Genomic DNA, 13,096 nt, shown 5'->3' with positions numbered 1-13,096 from the left:
AAAACAATGTGACGACCGCGAATATCGTGTGTCGGACCATGATTGACCTCTTGATCGAATGTGTAGCCCCAAAATGGTGGTACCTATTTGGCCAATTGAATATGATTTGAATCACAATGAGCGATTTGATCCCACTCCCTGCGCCATTTGATGGCCTACCCCTGTCCGATCTGCCGCGCCGCAGTTTGACGTGCGGAGAGCATCTGTTTCATCAGGGCGATAGGGCGCGCGGCATGTTCTTTGTTGAACAAGGAGAGGTGCGTCTGGTGCGCCACACGGAAGCGGGGCAGCTGGTCACGATGTTCAGGGCAGGGTCAGGCGACACGCTGGCCGAGCCATCGCTATTCAGCGACCATTATCACTGTGACGCCATCGCTGACCGGGACAGCACGGTTCGTGTTCTCGACAAGGCCATCGTGCTGGGCGCCATGACTGAGAACACTACTTTTGCAATCGGTCTGGTTCAACGGCTTTCGGCGCAAGTCCAGTCTTATCGCCGCAAGCAGGAGCTGCTGGCGATCCGGTCTGCGCGGGACCGGGTTCTTGCGGGCCTTGCGGATGGGTGGATGACCGGAACGGTGGTGGCTTTCGCCAGCGACCTTGGGCTGAGCCACGAGGTCGTCTTTCGTGTGCTGTCGGATCTGGTACGCGACGGGCAGGTCGAACGCCCCGCCCGCGGCGTCTATCGTCTAAAACGCACCAATCAGGCGGCGTCGTAGTTGTTGAACACCTCGGTGCTGCCATCCTTGCGGATCAGGTAGACGGCATAGGCTTCTCGCTCGTTCTCAGGCCCCATGCCGGGTGAACCAAAGGGCATTCCGGGAACGGACAGCCCCACCGCGTCAGGGCGCTCGGCCAGCAAGCGACGGATGTCAGCGGCGGGTACATGCCCTTCGATGAAGTACCCGTTCACCACGCCGGTATGACACGACACCATGTCCTGCGGGATGCCGTTCGTTTCCTTATAGTGCGACAGGGCGTCCCACGAGGCATTCTGGACTTCCAAGTCGAAACCTTCTTGCTGCATGATTGCCATCCATGCGCCACAGCAGCCGCAATCCGGGTCCTTCAGAACCTGTATCAGCGGGCGAGACGAGGCAATCGCCGGTGTGGCAAGTCCGATGCAAGAGGCGCCAAGCCCCGCAAGAAACAGGCGCCGGTCAAGTGTCGGGTTGGTCATGTCTTTTCCTTTGTTGTTCGCGCAGACGGCATGATCTTGGCTTTCAAGGCCGAGGCCGCCGCGCCATGTCATGGCATTGGTCGGGCCGGGCAATCATGAACCGCCCTGCATTTGTTCACCTGTGGTGCGTGTGGCCTGCATCTGGCGGATGCGCTCAGGCCAGGTGGATTTTATGAAGGCCAGTATGTCCCAGATTTGTTGATCGCTTAGACTGTCTTCGAACCCCGGCATGCCGCTGACAAATCCAGATACACCACGCGTTTCAAGCGCAGCTTGGCCACCGCGTTTGGTATAGTCAAACAGCAACGCATCGCCGTGGTGCCAAGTGTGACCGGTTTGATCATGGGGCGGGGCAGGAAGGATGCCGTCGTCGTCTGGGGTGCGCCAGTCGGGTTGGCCCTCAAGCTTCGCGCCATGACACGCGGCACAACTTTCTGCATACAGCACTTTTCCCGCAACAGGATCCGAGTCCACGGGCTGCTGTGCTGGCTGGGCTTGCGCATCCATGGGGCTGAAGGCCGTGATCGCGATGCCGAAGGCCGCCAACCCGGCAGCGCATAGCGCAACAAGCTTTCCGCGTTTCATCCGGCCACCCGTATCCAGGTTTTCATACCTGCCTTTTGGTGGGACAGCATGTGGCAATGCAAAAGCCAGTCTCCGGGGTTGTCCGCCCGAAACACGATGCTACGCGTTTCCCCGCGATCCATCAGAAGTGTGTCGCGCAAAGGACCAAGCGAGCCATCGGCCAGACGTTCCTGAAAATGGTGCCCGTGCAGGTGCATGGCGTGTGGAAACGCCGTGTCGTTCTGCATTGGAATTTCGACGATGTCGCCAACGGCAACTTCAACCAATGGAGCTTCGGGCAGACCTGCGACGCCGTTGAAGGTCCAAACCTGCCCTTGTTCGACCAGTTGCTGGATCGACAGGCGTTCACCCTTCCAAATCCCCTGACGCAGCCCTCCCATCGCGCCGCCTTCCATGATCAAGCGTGCCTCGGTCGTGGCCTGTGCTGTCTCAAGGGGGACAAGCGGATTGGATGGCAGAGGGTTGATTGCCCCACGTGCAGAGGAACTGCTCGTGCCCGAAATCTGGATATCTGCAAGTACGAAGGCCTCGTCACGTTCATGGATTGCAATCAGCGCCTCGTCACCTTCGTCAGCAGTGACATCCACGATGAAATCCGCCCTTTGAGCCGGACCAAGGACAACGTGGTCGGTGTGTTCGGGCGTTCGCAGGGGCATTCCGTCCAACGCCACGATGGCGCCGCTTAGGCCATGAAGGCCGATCTTCATGATGCGGTCCACCGCGACGTTGACCAGCCGTAGCCGCACGCGATCATGGCGGCGCAGTTGCGATATCTGTGGCAACAGGGATGCCTGCACGAAGTTTCCGATCCGTCCCGCATGGGTCCAGTCATGCATCCGGTCGAAATCGTCGATGATCTCTCCGTTTTCACGCAGCCGCCAATCATCCAGCACCACAGCGATATCGTGGTCGACCTCTGGGGGTTCGGCCTCATCGACAATCAACAATCCATAAAGCCCCCTTGCGATCTGCTCGGTGGATTGGTTGTGTGAGTGATACCAGAATGTGCCCGCATCGGGCGGCGTAAAGGCGTAGTCAAACTGGTCGCCGGGCGCGACGGCGTCCTGTGTCATACCCGGCACCCCGTCCATCGCATTCGGCACCCGCACCCCGTGCCAGTGAACAGAGGTGGGCTGTGGCAGTTCATTCACCAGCGTGCGTGTCAAGCGTTCGCCCTGTTTCAGACGCAACAGGGGGCCAGGTACCCCACCGTCATATCCCCAGATCGGCGTCTCGGGGTATTCGGCAGGCAGAATGCGCGCACTCGCAGGGCGGGCCACCAACCGAGGCATGGTTTCGGCATGTACAAATCCCGGCGTCGCAGCGAGTGCGGCGGCTCCGGCCAGAAATGTGCGGCGGTTCAGTTTTGGTCCCTGAGGCTTTTGTATTGGGTTCATTCGCTTATCCACCCTCGTGTTCATCCATCAGATATGTCGCGATGGCGGTACGGTCTGCTTCGGTCAAAAAGCTTGTGCCATACAGTACAACCTCGCCCATGGTCCCGCCAAAGGCGTCGCCCTCGGGCGTGATGCCGGTGCGCAGCGCGTAAGCAAGGCTTGCCACATCCCATCCCCTTCTAATCAGGGTATCGTGGTCAATCGCGGGAGCTTTCTCGCCGCCGGGCAAGCTGTCGCTTCCTTGAAAATGCTCGGTATCCGAGTTGCGGGCCCCTGCGAAATTCCGCCCCGTATGGCAGGCGGCGCAATGGGTGGCGCCTTCGACCAGTTCGCGGCCACGGTTCCAGATCTCGCCTTTGCCTGCCACGGGTTCGGTCCGGGGTGGTTCAAGATAGGCCGCACGCCACAGCTTCAAGCCCCAACGCTGGTTGAAAGGAAACTGCATTTCGGGCGCACGCGACGGCGCGGCGACGGGGGGTACTGTCTGGAACGCAGCCCAAAGGTCGGCGATCTCTTGATCCGTGAAGTTCGCATAGAACGGGTAGGTAAAGGCCGGGTAATAGGCGTACCCTTCGGGCGAGACCCCTTCGCGCACAGCGCGGGCAAACTGAGCTTGAGTCCAGCCACCGATCCCATGGTCGGGGTCAGTGGTCAGGTTTGGGGAATACAGCGCCCCGAACGGTGTCTCAAGGGCTAGCCCCCCGGCAAGGGGCGCGCCTCCGCCAGCGATGTCGGTGTGGCAAGCGATGCACCCGGATGCGCGCGCAAGATACGCGCCGCGTTCCACATTGCCCTGCAGCGTTATCGGCGTGGGGGGGAGGCCTATTGGCCATGCTATCAGTGCCGACAGGCTGGCCGAGGCAGCCACCACCCCAGCCAATCCCAGACGATAGAGTTTGCGCATCTTCTTGGCCTATTTCTCAGCCCGGAAACGGGTGTGGCACGCAGAACAAACCTGACTCATCATGGTAAAGACGCCATCGGCTGGCATATCGGCGAAGTCCATCATGCCTACGCCTTGGCCGCCCATCATACCGCTTCCCATCATGCCACTGCCCATCATGGTGCCCCCTTGGCCAGCCATCATGCTGCCGTCAGCAGGCGCGTTCCCGGCCATCATCAACCCGTTATCGGACGCCGCGGCCAGCCCGTCGGCCATCACACGCAATTGCTCGGCCAGCGTCGCAAAACTCTCCCAGTCCTGCCAGATTTCCAGCTTCGCCTCGGATGGGGCATCCGTGCTGCCTTCGGGGAACAGCTTCGTCATGGTCGTTCCGGCATGTTGGCTGATGTCGCCTGCACGATCACGCACCACGTCGGCGTCATAGTCGACTTTGCCCTGCATCATCGGCGTCAGAACCTTCATGGCCTCTTTCATGACGCCCATGCCATCCATGCGTTCCTTGACGATGCCCGTGGCACCCCCATGCGCAAGAACGGACTGGCCTGCCACGGCAAGTACGGACGCAACCGTTGCGCCCACGAGTAGTTTTTTGGTTTTCATCGGATTTTCCTGATTGGATTGTTTCTCAACGCCATCGGCGCGCGGAAGATATCAATTCAGAAGGCGGGGAGGCGGTGGATCGAACCCGGATATGACGGGAAGGCCCAGAGTCTCGCCAGGCAACGCATAGCGCTCGCGATGCGCGATTGCACCTGCAGGCAAAGAGTTGTGCTGGACAATGGCAGGGCCGGTACAGAAGGCACCTCCAAAGCAGTGTCCCTGATTGTCAGCGGCGAAATAAACGGTGTCCGACTGCTTGGTGATCGCTGTTTCGGAAGGCGCATGTGTGCCATGCGCTTCAGCAACGCCACCTGACAAAAGCAGGCTGGCGACAAATACGCTGACCATTACGAACATCGGCCCGACCCATCTGCGCATTTCATCAAGCACCGTTCAGTTGATCCCGTTCTCGCGTTGCAATTCTCTGACGTAAGCAATGATGTTCGCAACATCGGCCCGGGTCAAGCCGTCGACCGGCGGCATGTTGCCGAAGCCCCAATGATGCGCGGGTACACCCCTTTGTACAGCCAGCACGAAGGCCATATCCGCATGATGGCTGGGCTCATAGATCTTGTGCACAAGCGGCGGTGCGATGCCCTGCTGCCCCGCTGCATCGGGCCCGTGGCAGTCTGCGCAAACCGCGTCGAAGGCACGCTTTCCCATCACCGCCTTTACGCTCAACTCGGCAGGCAGTTGCACGGTCACCATCGGCGCACCTGCGGCAATTTCCGCTGCGGGGTTTGCCCTGTCATTCGACCCGCCCCGCGTCAGAAGAAAGATGACGATGAGGGCTGCGATCCCGATCAGGCTCCACGTCTTGATGGTCATTTCCTATACTCTTTCCGTGCGGGTCAGATCAGCTTGACCTGCGTGCCAACCTTCGCAAGCGCGAACAACTCGGCGATCTTCTCGTTATAAAGTCCGATGCAGCCGTTCGAGGACCGTCGCCCGATCTTGCGCGTGTCGTTGGTGCCGTGGATCCGATAGTATTGCCAGCTAAGATAAAGCGCGTGTGTCCCCAAGGGGTTTTGCGGCCCGGGGCCGACATAGTCTGGCCATTCCGGATTGCGTTTCTTCATCGAAGGCGTGGGCCGCCATGACGGCCCGTCCACCTTACGCACCACGCGTGTGTATCCAAGGCGTGTCAGGTCATCGCTTAACGGCACGCTGGTTGGATAGATCTTGGCAACCGTCCCATCCTCGGACCAGTATTGCAGCATGCGCGACGTGGTGTCCGACAGGATCACCCCGTTTTCCAGATTGTCGAAATGGTCTTGCCAGCGGTGCATGCGGAACGAGGAAATGTTGCGTTGTGTTTTGACTTCGACCTGCTCAGACTGGGCAAGGAGCATTGGCGCAGGAAGGGCGCAACCTGCTGCCAATCCCGAGAGAAAACGCCTTCTGGATGTGTTCAAGTGCATGGCTCCTCATCAAGCTGCCTCGTCTCAGGAACCTCTGCTCCTTTCGATACAATAGCCGGCTTCCCCCGGGGGAAGGTCAACACTTAATGCGGTCACAAATCGATGAAAGGTCGGTCCGGTAAAAACTGCAGATGTTCAAAAAAGCGCTCAACGGGGACGACCGGGTTTCGCAACTCTGCCTGCGATCATTACCCGCGCCACTTCCTGATTTCCGCGCGTACCATCCGGACTTGGCCGCTCGTCGTTTGGCACTCCAATAAGAAGGTTGTGCACAAGGTAAGCGAGGCCTTGGAATACGCTGAGAGGAAGGTGCAGGAGGCTTCAGTCATGCGCCAAGGGGGAGATAGCCCAGTTACCCGAATGCTTTGATCATCCAACCCTTGGGCGAACTGTGTGAACTAGCCGGGTCAATTTTGAGAAAAGTGTCGCGTATACATTCATCACGTTAACAAAAGAGGTAGGTACCAATTTCGCGGTGTCTTATTGCTTGCTCGAGCTCAGGAGTGTTGGAAACCCTCTGCATTGTCACAATGTGTACTTCAAGCCTATTTAGAGCACAGCCAGCCAACACGTATTTTACCTTCGCACCACATCATGTTGCCCACCAGGCCTCACAGGCGGACTTGTCAAAGCGCATGGTGGACCCGATACAGACCATGATCGTCTGCTCACAGCTTACTTCCGGCATAATCGAAATTGTCGAACCGACAACCTGAACGCGCCACCCCGAACCATCTGGGGAACGTACAAAACCTTTGGCTCGGTAGATTCCTCGAGGACGTTTCAGCATCAGCTCTTTCAAATCATTGCGATCCAGACAGACATCACCCTGATACTGCCATTGAGTGTAGGTCGGGTGGTGGGTGCCGAGCACATTCTTCGGGGGGGATGAAAGATCGCTGAATGTCAGGCCGAGTAGGCTTTGCATATCGTCTGCGAGAATTACTTCGCTGTCCGACAACCTTTCCAAAGTGTCTCGTAAGTCGATTGGCAAGTCAGACGATTTACTGACAACAAGCAAATCCGCACATGCGATCTGGTCGCCAACCTGAGCACAAATCATCGGATCGGCGAGCAGGTCGTCGATATTCTCGGCATCAACCACTGTGACGATGCCGTTGTAGGTTAAATCGGGGTCGGAGATCGCAGTGTTCGCTATCTTCTGTGGATTTGCGATTCCGCTGGCCTCGATGATCAAATGGTCGGGCCGAGGGGTTCGCTTCATCGCGTCCGAGATGGCCATGTACAAATCATTGCCCATTGTGCAGCACACGCACCCATTGGTCAGGGCGATTGTGTCCTCGTCTGCGCTTTCCAGCAACTGTGCGTCAATATTGATCGCACCGAAATCATTGACCAATACCATTACGCGCTTGCCATGTTCGGCAGCGAGAAGGCGGTTGATCAGGGTGGTCTTGCCCGCTCCCAGGTATCCACCAATTACTGTTACGGGCAGGCTGCTTTCACTCATATCCGATGGACCCCTCCACCCAGAACGGTGCCCAAAACAGCAATCTTGTTCAATTCCGTCGGAGCAACCTCATAGGGGTTTTGATCGAGGATTGCGAAGTCCGCGGCCTTGCCGACTTCAATGCTTCCAACTTCGTCTTCCAGATGCAAGCTATGCGCCGCGCCAAGCGTGATGGCGTAGAGCGCCTCGTCGACGGAAATCTGCAAATCCTCGCCGAGAATCCGGCCGCTCATGGTCTCGCGGTTTACTGCGCACCACGCAGTAACTAGCGGGGCCAGAGGCGTCACAGGCGCGTCCGAGTGGATTGCCAGATTTATCCCAAGGTCTAATGCCGTTCTTGCAGCATTCATCCGTTCCGCGCGCTCTTCCCCGATTGTCAGCGCGACATGTTGATCCCCAAAGTACCAAAGATGGTTCGAGAACATGTTCACGCTGGCACCATGCTCTGCACATCGCTTTAACTGATCATAATCCATCATCTGGCAATGCTGGAGGATGTGACGCCGATTATTCTCGGGGTGTTTTTCTTTCGCGGCTTCCAACGCATCCAGAGCAACTTCAGACGCTTCGTCGCCGTTCACATGGATATGCATCTGCAAGCCTTCGCGTTGGAACACCTCGCACATGGCAAAAATTTCGGCAGGGGCGGTGTTCCATATGCCGTTTGGTTGACCGCCGACATATCCCGGCGCTTTGACCCGTGCGGTCCAGCCCTGAATCGACCCGTCCGTCATCAGTTTCACTGACCCAAGACGCAAGCGATCCGTAGATTTTGCGCTCCAGGCTTTCGCTTTGGCGGCAGTTTGTTCGGGATCTGCACCTGCTGCTCCGATTGCGGGAACAATGCGAACAGGGAAATTTGGCTCCGAGGTGATCCGAATCATTTCGTCCAGATCGTCTTCGGTCATGGTTGAATAGAGATCGGTGATCGTCGTGACCCCCGCGTTTCTGGAAACCAGCCCGTAGTCACGAAGGGACTGCTCGCTCTGGGCCAACGAGCGGAAATCAATGCCGAGCCGATGCAGGATCGGAAACATAGCCGCCATTTCCTGCAATTCGCCAGTGGGGTGACCGTTATCGCCCATCACAACGCCTTCGACCTCGGTGAACTCGTCAAACCCGGCGAGCGCCAGCGCCGGAGAATTCACGCACATGACGTGGAAGTTCGAATAGAGGATAGCGATTGGTCGCTCGGTGCTGATTGCGTCCAGATGACCCTTGTTCAGACGTTCACCCGGCAAGAAGATTGGATCGAAGCCCCACCCCACCAGAGGTGTGTCCGGGCTCAGTGCACGTTCATGCTTGGTCAGTTCGGATATGACCGTTTCTATGTCGGTGCGGCCCTTGTGCAGAATGCCGTGTGGGTCAACCCGATCATGAAATCCTGTGTAAGCGTATTTCCACATGGCGCCAGCCATCAAATGCGCATGTCCTTCGACAAACCCCGGCATCAGGACTGCATCAGCTAAGCTGTCATTCAAGGTGCATTCGCCGAGGTCACTGGCGCAATCCGCACCGCCAACAGCAATGATCTTGCCGTTTTGAACGGCAACATGGGTTGCCTCGGACCTGCTTGGGTCCATTGTGACAATCTTTTTTGCCTTGAAAACAGTGATCTTCGACATTGCCGCCCTCATTTTTTCACATCGTTACCTTATCCTTGAACATGGGAAAATTAGATTTAATATCAAAAGAAGATACATTTCATGTGGGTTCTTCATGCGCTTTACGTTCAAACAGCTTAGATATTTCGACGCAGCCCTTAGAACCGGGTCCATCGCGAAAGCTGCGGTCGAGCAGAATATCTCGCAGTCATCGATTACGGCGGCCATCGACTTGATTGAAAAAACCACCGACTCTGAACTTCTGCGCAGAATGCCAGCCAAGGGGATCGTTCCGACGGAGTTGGGTGTGGAGGTGGGCGCGCGTGTGCAGCAGTTTCTCGAGCAAGTTCGGATATTCGAATCCGATGTGTTGTCCATCACAGGCGATCCCGCGGGCACACTGAAGCTTGGCTGCTATGCGCCAACCGCGCCGTACATTCTGCCGCCGATATTGAAACGTATTGCGCAAGATTACCCAGAGATCAGTATCGATCTACGCGAAGGGGACATGCAGTCCATTTCCGAGCAGCTGAACAACGGCATGGTGGATCTGGCTTTGACCTACCGAAGAGAAACGCCCGACACGCAACCATTCGCACCAATGTTCAGAGCAACCCCAGTTGCGTTGATTCCGGACGCTTCCCCTCTTGCGCAACAAGAGAGCGTTTCTTTGGAGGACTTGGCAGAGCATCCGATGGTCTTGTTGGATTTGCCAGGAACCCAAGCCTACTTCAGCGGCCTTTTTCAAGCGCATGGCCTGCGTCCCAACATTGTCCACAGAACAAAAAGCTCGTCTGTCTTGCGCGGTCTCGTCGCGGCAAATTTCGGCTACGCCATTATGAATATCTGCGGCCCGAATGATCGAAGTGAAGGGAACGGATATATACCCCGGCCCATTCGGGGTGATTTGGATGCGCCGCAATACGGCGTGGCGTATACGCAGGCCTCTCATAGATCCGCATTGGTGAAGGCAGTTCTGAAGACCTGTGAAGAGATTTCTTCGCTTGGCGAATTCGATCATCTTCTCGTTTCCAGTTCACCCGATTAAGAAGCGATTTCTCGTATCCACTATTTTTTAGCGCTTACCTGCGCATAAAAGACTGTTTTCTAATGGTAGGGGTGGAAGATAGTTTCTGACCAAGGAACTCGAGGAACTCTTGGGAGGAAAGAATGAAATCGACGACTTGGATTATTTCAGCGGCAGTCGCAGCAACAATGGTCGGTTCCATTGCTCATGCAGACGCGATGAAGTTTGCAACTGCGGCCCCAAATGGCACGCCTTGGGTGACACATTACGAAAAGTCAGCTGAGAACTTGGCCGCGAATTCTGATGGTGCGCTGACCATGGAAGTGTTCGGTGGCGGACAGCTTGGTGCAGAAGTTGAAACCATCAAGCAAACTGCGCGGGGCCGTCTGGACGCCGGAAACTTCTCGGTCACAGCAGCGGCGGTTGTCGTGCCCGAAGTTAACATGCTGGTATCACCGTTCTTCTGGGACAGCTTCGAACAGGCTGATTGCGCGCTCGACAATCACTTGCTTCCGGTTTTCGACGAGTTGTTCGAGGCGCGTGGATTGAAGATCATTCAGTGGACCGAGCTGGGCTGGCAAATCCTGTTTTCGAAAGAGCCAGTGACCTCGGTCGAGCAGGCCGATGGCTTCAAAATGCGTGTTGCTCCGGCAAAGAACGCAGACCTTCTTTGGCGCGGTGTCGGCGCGGCAGGTGTGCCTTTGCCGTTCGCAGAAGTGGCTTCATCGCTTCAAACTGGCATCGTGGATGGTGGCGAACTGCCAACCATTTCGTATATCGCGACCGGTCTGCACAAAGTTGCACCTCACATGACGCGTACCAACCATATCTACCAGCCATCGGTAACCCTGATGAGCCTGAAGACGTGGAAGAAGATGTCGGCGGAAGAGCAAGAAACCTTCATGAGCTCAATCGAATCCTCGGCTGCGCTTCGCACGTCGGTTCGTGGGGCAATCTCATTCTTCGAAGGCAAGATGCAAGAGGAAGGCGGCACCATTCATGACCTGAGCGATGAAGCGCGCACGGCTTGGGCGGCTAAATTCACCCATGACATGCAGCAAGAGCTGATCGACTCGGTCGGTGGCGATTCCCAACGTGTCTTTGACGAAGTTGTCGCCGCGCGCGCAGCTTGCTCGGGTTGAAACGATGGAGCAGTTTCTGAAGAACCTGCTGCGCTTTGAAACGATAGTTGCCGGGGCGTTCTATACGATCGCCGCGGCAATTCTCTTTGCGGACGTCATATCGCGCGAAATCTTCTCGCAATCCATTTGGGGAGGTCAGCGGATCGCCGTCCTGCTTGCCAACGCTGCTGCACTGATCGGCATTGCTGTGGCTGTCGCATTGCACAGACATATCCGACCGTCGATTTTGGACAATGTGGTGCCAGAGCGGTTCCTGCCGTCAGTCCTTCGGATCGGCAATCTGGTCAGTGCTGCTGTGATGTTCGCGGGTGCGTATTTTGGCGCACTTCTGGTGCTCGACAATAAAATGATGGGATTCACGACGCCTCCTTTGGATCTTGAGATCTGGATCCCGCAATTGGCGCTTCCCTATGGCTTGGCATCGGCAGGACTGAGATACCTGATCTTTGCTGCCAAACCCGACCTGCAACCCCAAGAGCAGGAGGTCATGTAATGTCTGCTTCCGTTATACTTCTGGCGATCATCATTTTGCTGCTGGCGCTGCGTCAGAACATCATGATTATTCTTGCTGTGGCCGTAAGCTATATGCACCTTGTTTGGGGTGATGGAGATATTCTCTATCTGCTTGAGGACGCATGGATTGCGATCGACAAAGAGGCGCTGCTGTCCATCCCGATGTTCATTTTGGTCGGCGCTGTCATGACCCGCGGCTCTATCGCCGAGAAGCTAATCGACATCGCCATTGCCCTAACCCGTAATCTAAGAGGGGGCCTTGGGGCAGCGTCGATCTTGTCCTGCGCCGTGTTTGCAGCGATCTCTGGATCATCGCCTGTAACGCTGCTCGCCGTTGGGGCTGTTCTTTATCCTGCTCTACTGCAGCAGAACTACCCAAAATCATACGCTCTGGGCGCCCTGACCAGCGGCGGCACGTTGGGCATCATTATTCCTCCGTCCATTCCCCTAATTATCTTCGGCATTGCGACCGAGACATCAATTGTGGATCTGTTTCTGGCGGGTCTGTTGCCGGGTCTGCTGCTAACAGGTGTGATGGTGGTCTATTCCTTGTGGAGGAACCGGAACATCGAGCTGCAACCGCAACAGGGTAAATCCCTTGGACAAGCGATTAAGGTCGGCGGACCCGCGCTGTTCATGCCGATCCTGCTGTTGGGCGGTATTTATTCGGGCTTCTTCACCCCTACGGAATCCGCCGCCGTTGCACTGGCTTACGCGCTCGTTATCGAGGCCTTCGTTCATCGCGAGATCGGGTTTCGTGATCTGTACAACATTGTTCAGGAAACCCTTGCCCTTCTCGGAAGCCTGATCCCGATCATCGCGATTGCCGTCAGCGTGAATATCTTCCTTGCCGCCGAAGGCGTGCCAACAGCGATCTCTGACTGGATGCAGGCAAACATGAACAACGTGATTTTGTTCATCCTCTGCCTCAACATCTTGCTGTTGTTTGTGGGCACAATCATGGACACAATTTCGGCTTTGCTGATCCTTGGTCCGCTTTTGTTGCCGATTGCGAACTCGTTCGGGATCGATCCAGTTCATCTGGGTATCATCATGGTTCTCAACCTTGAGATCGGTCTGCTGACCCCACCGATGGGGCTCAATCTTCTGGTTGCTTCGGGCGCATTCAAAGAGTCATTCGGCGCCGTCGCAAAATCGGTGCTGCCGTTTATCGCCCTGATGATTGCCGTGTTGATGATTGTCAGCTTTGTCCCGTGGCTGTCGCTGGCATTCTTGTAGGGAATGGAAGTCT

Annotated in this window: 15 protein-coding genes; 5 read left to right on the top strand and 10 right to left on the bottom strand. The window is 56.6% G+C overall.

Annotated elements, in window-relative coordinates:
- Nucleotides 1-116: 116 nt before the first annotated feature.
- Nucleotides 117-719: a Crp/Fnr family transcriptional regulator gene (locus G0Q00_RS12840; RefSeq protein WP_163039913.1), complete on the top strand. Its 603-nt coding sequence runs from the start codon at nucleotides 117-119 to the stop codon at nucleotides 717-719.
- Here the strand turns inward: G0Q00_RS12840 and G0Q00_RS12835 are convergent.
- The 10 genes from G0Q00_RS12835 to G0Q00_RS12790 form a co-directional block, all read right to left on the bottom strand.
- Entirely contained in the window at nucleotides 704-1,180 is a 477-nt protein-coding gene (locus tag G0Q00_RS12835) for a DUF411 domain-containing protein (protein ID WP_163039911.1), read from the bottom strand. The two genes, G0Q00_RS12840 and G0Q00_RS12835, sit on opposite strands and share 16 nt — an antisense overlap.
- Nucleotides 1,181-1,273: 93 nt before the next feature.
- On the bottom strand, nucleotides 1,274-1,687 hold the full coding sequence (locus G0Q00_RS12830) for a c-type cytochrome (protein ID WP_239058455.1): 414 nt from the start codon (nucleotides 1,685-1,687) through the stop codon (nucleotides 1,274-1,276).
- A 74-nt stretch (nucleotides 1,688-1,761) separates the two neighbouring features.
- On the bottom strand, nucleotides 1,762-3,162 hold the full coding sequence (locus G0Q00_RS12825; RefSeq protein ID WP_163039907.1) for a multicopper oxidase family protein: 1,401 nt from the start codon (nucleotides 3,160-3,162) through the stop codon (nucleotides 1,762-1,764).
- A gap of 4 nt (nucleotides 3,163-3,166) precedes the next feature.
- Complete coding sequence (locus tag G0Q00_RS12820; RefSeq protein WP_163039905.1) at nucleotides 3,167-4,066, bottom strand: cytochrome c; 900 nt, start codon at nucleotides 4,064-4,066, stop codon at nucleotides 3,167-3,169.
- Nucleotides 4,067-4,075: 9 nt separating this feature from the next.
- The gene (locus G0Q00_RS12815) at nucleotides 4,076-4,666 is read right to left on the bottom strand and encodes a cytochrome c (protein ID WP_163039903.1); all 591 of its coding nucleotides are present in this window, start codon (nucleotides 4,664-4,666) and stop codon (nucleotides 4,076-4,078) included.
- Nucleotides 4,667-4,717: 51 nt separating this feature from the next.
- Nucleotides 4,718-5,044, bottom strand: a complete 327-nt coding sequence (locus G0Q00_RS12810; protein ID WP_163039901.1) for a hypothetical protein — start codon at nucleotides 5,042-5,044, stop codon at nucleotides 4,718-4,720.
- Between the two features lie 15 nt (nucleotides 5,045-5,059).
- Complete coding sequence (locus G0Q00_RS12805) at nucleotides 5,060-5,494, bottom strand: cytochrome c (RefSeq protein WP_163039899.1); 435 nt, start codon at nucleotides 5,492-5,494, stop codon at nucleotides 5,060-5,062.
- A gap of 23 nt (nucleotides 5,495-5,517) precedes the next feature.
- Complete coding sequence (locus tag G0Q00_RS12800) at nucleotides 5,518-6,087, bottom strand: L,D-transpeptidase (protein ID WP_163039897.1); 570 nt, start codon at nucleotides 6,085-6,087, stop codon at nucleotides 5,518-5,520.
- Nucleotides 6,088-6,679: 592 nt separating this feature from the next.
- The gene (locus G0Q00_RS12795) at nucleotides 6,680-7,558 is read right to left on the bottom strand and encodes a GTP-binding protein (RefSeq protein WP_163039895.1); all 879 of its coding nucleotides are present in this window, start codon (nucleotides 7,556-7,558) and stop codon (nucleotides 6,680-6,682) included.
- Nucleotides 7,555-9,183: an amidohydrolase gene (locus G0Q00_RS12790; RefSeq protein ID WP_203564982.1), complete on the bottom strand. Its 1,629-nt coding sequence runs from the start codon at nucleotides 9,181-9,183 to the stop codon at nucleotides 7,555-7,557. The genes G0Q00_RS12795 and G0Q00_RS12790 overlap by 4 nt, the downstream gene beginning before the upstream one ends.
- Between G0Q00_RS12790 and G0Q00_RS12785 the strand changes: the two genes are divergently transcribed.
- From G0Q00_RS12785 to G0Q00_RS12770, 4 genes are all read left to right on the top strand, one after another.
- The gene (locus tag G0Q00_RS12785; protein WP_370458580.1) at nucleotides 9,170-10,210 is read left to right on the top strand and encodes a LysR substrate-binding domain-containing protein; all 1,041 of its coding nucleotides are present in this window, start codon (nucleotides 9,170-9,172) and stop codon (nucleotides 10,208-10,210) included. The two genes, G0Q00_RS12790 and G0Q00_RS12785, sit on opposite strands and share 14 nt — an antisense overlap.
- A 122-nt stretch (nucleotides 10,211-10,332) precedes the next feature.
- A complete protein-coding gene (locus G0Q00_RS12780) occupies nucleotides 10,333-11,331 on the top strand; it encodes a TRAP transporter substrate-binding protein (protein WP_163039889.1) in 999 nt (332 codons plus the stop codon).
- Nucleotides 11,332-11,335: 4 nt separating this feature from the next.
- Nucleotides 11,336-11,824 carry a TRAP transporter small permease gene (locus G0Q00_RS12775; RefSeq protein WP_163039887.1) on the top strand — a complete coding sequence of 163 codons (489 nt, stop codon included), beginning with the start codon at nucleotides 11,336-11,338 and terminating at the stop codon, nucleotides 11,822-11,824.
- A complete protein-coding gene (locus G0Q00_RS12770; RefSeq protein WP_163039885.1) occupies nucleotides 11,824-13,083 on the top strand; it encodes a TRAP transporter large permease in 1,260 nt (419 codons plus the stop codon). The genes G0Q00_RS12775 and G0Q00_RS12770 overlap by 1 nt, the downstream gene beginning before the upstream one ends.
- The last annotated feature ends 13 nt before the right edge of the window (nucleotides 13,084-13,096 follow it).

It is taken from the genome of Aliiroseovarius sp. PrR006, assembly GCF_010500215.1.
Lineage (GTDB): Bacteria > Pseudomonadota > Alphaproteobacteria > Rhodobacterales > Rhodobacteraceae > Aliiroseovarius.
This window is presented reverse-complemented; position numbering and strand designations above follow the sequence as displayed.

What these genes read in the sequence shown, in the direction of transcription:
- G0Q00_RS12770 (WP_163039885.1), top strand. Translation starts at nt 11,824, where the DNA reads ATGTCTGCTTCCGTTATACTTCTGGCGATCATCATTTTGCTGCTGGCG.
- G0Q00_RS12775 (WP_163039887.1), top strand. Translation starts at nt 11,336, where the DNA reads ATGGAGCAGTTTCTGAAGAACCTGCTGCGCTTTGAAACGATAGTTGCC.
- G0Q00_RS12840 (WP_163039913.1), top strand. Translation starts at nt 117, where the DNA reads ATGAGCGATTTGATCCCACTCCCTGCGCCATTTGATGGCCTACCCCTG.
- G0Q00_RS12815 (WP_163039903.1), bottom strand. Translation starts at nt 4,666, where the DNA reads ATGAAAACCAAAAAACTACTCGTGGGCGCAACGGTTGCGTCCGTACTT.
- G0Q00_RS12820 (WP_163039905.1), bottom strand. Translation starts at nt 4,066, where the DNA reads ATGCGCAAACTCTATCGTCTGGGATTGGCTGGGGTGGTGGCTGCCTCG.
- G0Q00_RS12780 (WP_163039889.1), top strand. Translation starts at nt 10,333, where the DNA reads ATGAAATCGACGACTTGGATTATTTCAGCGGCAGTCGCAGCAACAATG.
- G0Q00_RS12790 (WP_203564982.1), bottom strand. Translation starts at nt 9,183, where the DNA reads ATGTCGAAGATCACTGTTTTCAAGGCAAAAAAGATTGTCACAATGGAC.
- G0Q00_RS12810 (WP_163039901.1), bottom strand. Translation starts at nt 5,044, where the DNA reads ATGCGCAGATGGGTCGGGCCGATGTTCGTAATGGTCAGCGTATTTGTC.
- G0Q00_RS12795 (WP_163039895.1), bottom strand. Translation starts at nt 7,558, where the DNA reads ATGAGTGAAAGCAGCCTGCCCGTAACAGTAATTGGTGGATACCTGGGA.
- G0Q00_RS12825 (WP_163039907.1), bottom strand. Translation starts at nt 3,162, where the DNA reads ATGAACCCAATACAAAAGCCTCAGGGACCAAAACTGAACCGCCGCACA.
- G0Q00_RS12800 (WP_163039897.1), bottom strand. Translation starts at nt 6,087, where the DNA reads ATGCACTTGAACACATCCAGAAGGCGTTTTCTCTCGGGATTGGCAGCA.
- G0Q00_RS12835 (WP_163039911.1), bottom strand. Translation starts at nt 1,180, where the DNA reads ATGACCAACCCGACACTTGACCGGCGCCTGTTTCTTGCGGGGCTTGGC.
- G0Q00_RS12830 (WP_239058455.1), bottom strand. Translation starts at nt 1,687, where the DNA reads ATGGATGCGCAAGCCCAGCCAGCACAGCAGCCCGTGGACTCGGATCCT.
- G0Q00_RS12805 (WP_163039899.1), bottom strand. Translation starts at nt 5,494, where the DNA reads ATGACCATCAAGACGTGGAGCCTGATCGGGATCGCAGCCCTCATCGTC.